A 2,399-nucleotide genomic window follows, 5' to 3' on the forward strand; every position below is an offset into this window, starting at 1 on the left:
GATCGGCGTGGTGGAGCACGCCGAAGTTGTCACACAGCGCGCGCACCGCCGGTGTGACCGTATCGCCGCGCTCGCGCGTGAGCTGCGCGGCGCGATTGATCGTCAGCGCGGCCGCGAGATGCGGAATCACTTCCTCGAAACGGCGTGCGTCGTCGTCGCTGAACGGCCGATTCAGGCCCTGGCGGTAGATCGACATGAACGTCGTCAGACCGAAACGGCGATCGAGCGTACACACGCACATCAGTTGCGCGAGCCCGTATTTCACGCACCAGTCGCGAAACCGGGCATCGAGCCCCGGTTCGACGACCGACAACCGGACCGCGTGGCCGTGCGCGCCGCGCAGCGTGCGGTGCGCGAGCGGGTCGCAATCGCGCACGCGCTTCCAGTCGCGGAAGAACGCGTGCGGCAGACGGTACAGGAAGCTGTTGTGCATCACGGGGCCGGTCGGCACATGGGTCGCGACGCCCGTCCAGGCGGCGTCGAATGGAATGAGCACCTGCAGCAGCGAAAAGAACCGGTATTCAAATTCGCCGATGGCGGACCGGGCAGCAACCGCGTACAGGTCGAGCAGCATCAGCCCGAGTTCGCGCTGCGATGCGTCGCCGCGCGTGACGCCGTCGAAATCGGCGCGCCGGGATGGCAGCGGCGGCCACGCGAAGTCGTCGAGCACGATGGCGGCCGGCACGTCGCGCAGCGCATCGAGATCCTGCCCGATATCCGTCGTGATCCTCACCTTCCGCTCCCTTGCCCGATCTGGCTGCTGATGTGCACAACGACACCGGCCGATTATAGCGATCGGCTTTTTTGACAGGCCACGGTGCCGGAACGGGCGCCAGCCCCATCCATTTGAACGGTGCACCGCACGTTGCTGCTCCGCAGCACGCCGCGCCGCGGCGCGTGCCGCATGCATGCCGTGCACCGCGGGTTTTCCGCACCGTTCATCTGGACGACTGTTCGAAGGTTTTCCCGCTGCGGACACTGCGTCGCGACAACACCAACGACAAACCGATGCAGGACGGTATGGAGAACCCCACGTGACGAAACCCCGCTTCATCCGCACGGCCGCGGCCGTCGTGACGCTTGCCGCGTGCAGTGTCGCTGCGCACGCGCAGTCGTCCCTCACGCTGTACGGCGCGCTCGACGCCGGCGTGCAATACCTGACCCATGCCGACGGGCGCCACTCGGCCGTGCAGTTGCAGAACTACGGCATCCTGCCTTCACAGATCGGGCTGAAGGGCCACGAGGATCTCGGCGGCGGCTGGCGGGCGCTGTTCAAGCTCGAACAGGGCCTCAACCTCAACGACGGCACCGCGACCGTGCCCGGCTATGCCTTCTTCCGCGGCGCATACGTCGGCATCGCGGGGCCCGTCGGCACCGTCACGCTCGGCCGGCAGTTCAGCGTGCTGTTCGACAAGACACTGTTCTACGACCCGCTCTGGTACGCGTCGTACAGCGGCCAGGGCGTCATCGTGCCGATGAATGCGAACTTCATCGACCACTCGGTCAAGTACCAGTCGCCGACGTTCGCCGGTTTCGATGTCGAGGCGCTTGCCGCAACGTCCGGCGTCGCCGGCAATACGCGCGCCGGACGCGTGCTCGAACTCGGCGGCCAGTACACGAGCAACGGCCTGTCGGTCAGCGCGGTGCTGCATCAGGCGCATGGCGATATCTCAGCGGCCGACGACACGTCCGCACGACGCCGCGAACTCGGCACGCTCGCCGCGCGCTATGCGTTTGCCACGCTGCCGCTCACCGTCTATGCAGGCGTCGAACGCCTGACCGGCGACCTCGACGCAGCGCGCACGATCGTCTGGGGCGGTGCGCGCTACCAGATGTCGAGCGAGATCGGCCTGAACGCGGGTGTCTACCACACCGACTCGCGCACGCCGGCGATCGGCCACCCGACGCTGTTCATCGCGAGCACCACGTACGCGCTGTCGAAACGCACCGTCGCCTACGTGAACCTCGGCTACGCGCGCAACAGCGGCCAGAGTTCGCAGACCGTCTACGAATACGACCCGACGCCGCTCGCCGGCGCATCGCAGTTCGGCGCGATGGTCGGCATGTACCACCTGTTCTGATTCCCCACACGAGAGCCCGCCATGAAAACCCTTTCTCCGGATGCCGTACTCCCGCCCGACGGCCGCGCCTCGACCTTCGCGCGCTCGACGCTCGTCGCGCTCGTCGTGTTCGCGGCCATCACGCCGCTGCTGCTGCTCGTGGCACCCGCCGTCGCCGGCCAGCTCGCAACGCAGCTCGGGCTATCCGCATCGCAGATCGGCACCTACTTCTTCGTCGAACTCGGCGCGTTCAGCCTCGCGACCGTGCCGTCGTACCTGTGGCTCGGCCGGATCGACGCGCGCCGCGTCGCTGCGTTCGCCATCGCGCTGTTCGGCGCG

1 protein-coding gene and 2 pseudogenes are annotated in these 2,399 nt (G+C 67.4%); 2 read left to right on the plus strand and 1 reads right to left on the minus strand.

Going from position 1 to position 2,399, the window contains the following annotated elements; genetic code table 11:
• Positions 1-733, minus strand: a pseudogene (locus tag JYJ84_RS34325) (DNA-binding response regulator); the annotation flags it as partial.
• A 301-nt stretch (positions 734-1,034) separates the two neighbouring features.
• Here JYJ84_RS34325 and JYJ84_RS34330 point away from each other — a divergent pair.
• Positions 1,035-2,081 carry a porin gene (locus JYJ84_RS34330; RefSeq protein WP_122945639.1) on the plus strand — a complete coding sequence of 349 codons (1,047 nt, stop codon included), beginning with the start codon at positions 1,035-1,037 and terminating at the stop codon, positions 2,079-2,081.
• A gap of 21 nt (positions 2,082-2,102) precedes the next feature.
• A pseudogene (locus JYJ84_RS34335) lies at positions 2,103-2,399 on the plus strand (MFS transporter); the annotation flags it as partial.

This window comes from Burkholderia sp. LMG 13014 (assembly GCF_905232215.1).
Lineage (GTDB): Bacteria > Pseudomonadota > Gammaproteobacteria > Burkholderiales > Burkholderiaceae > Burkholderia.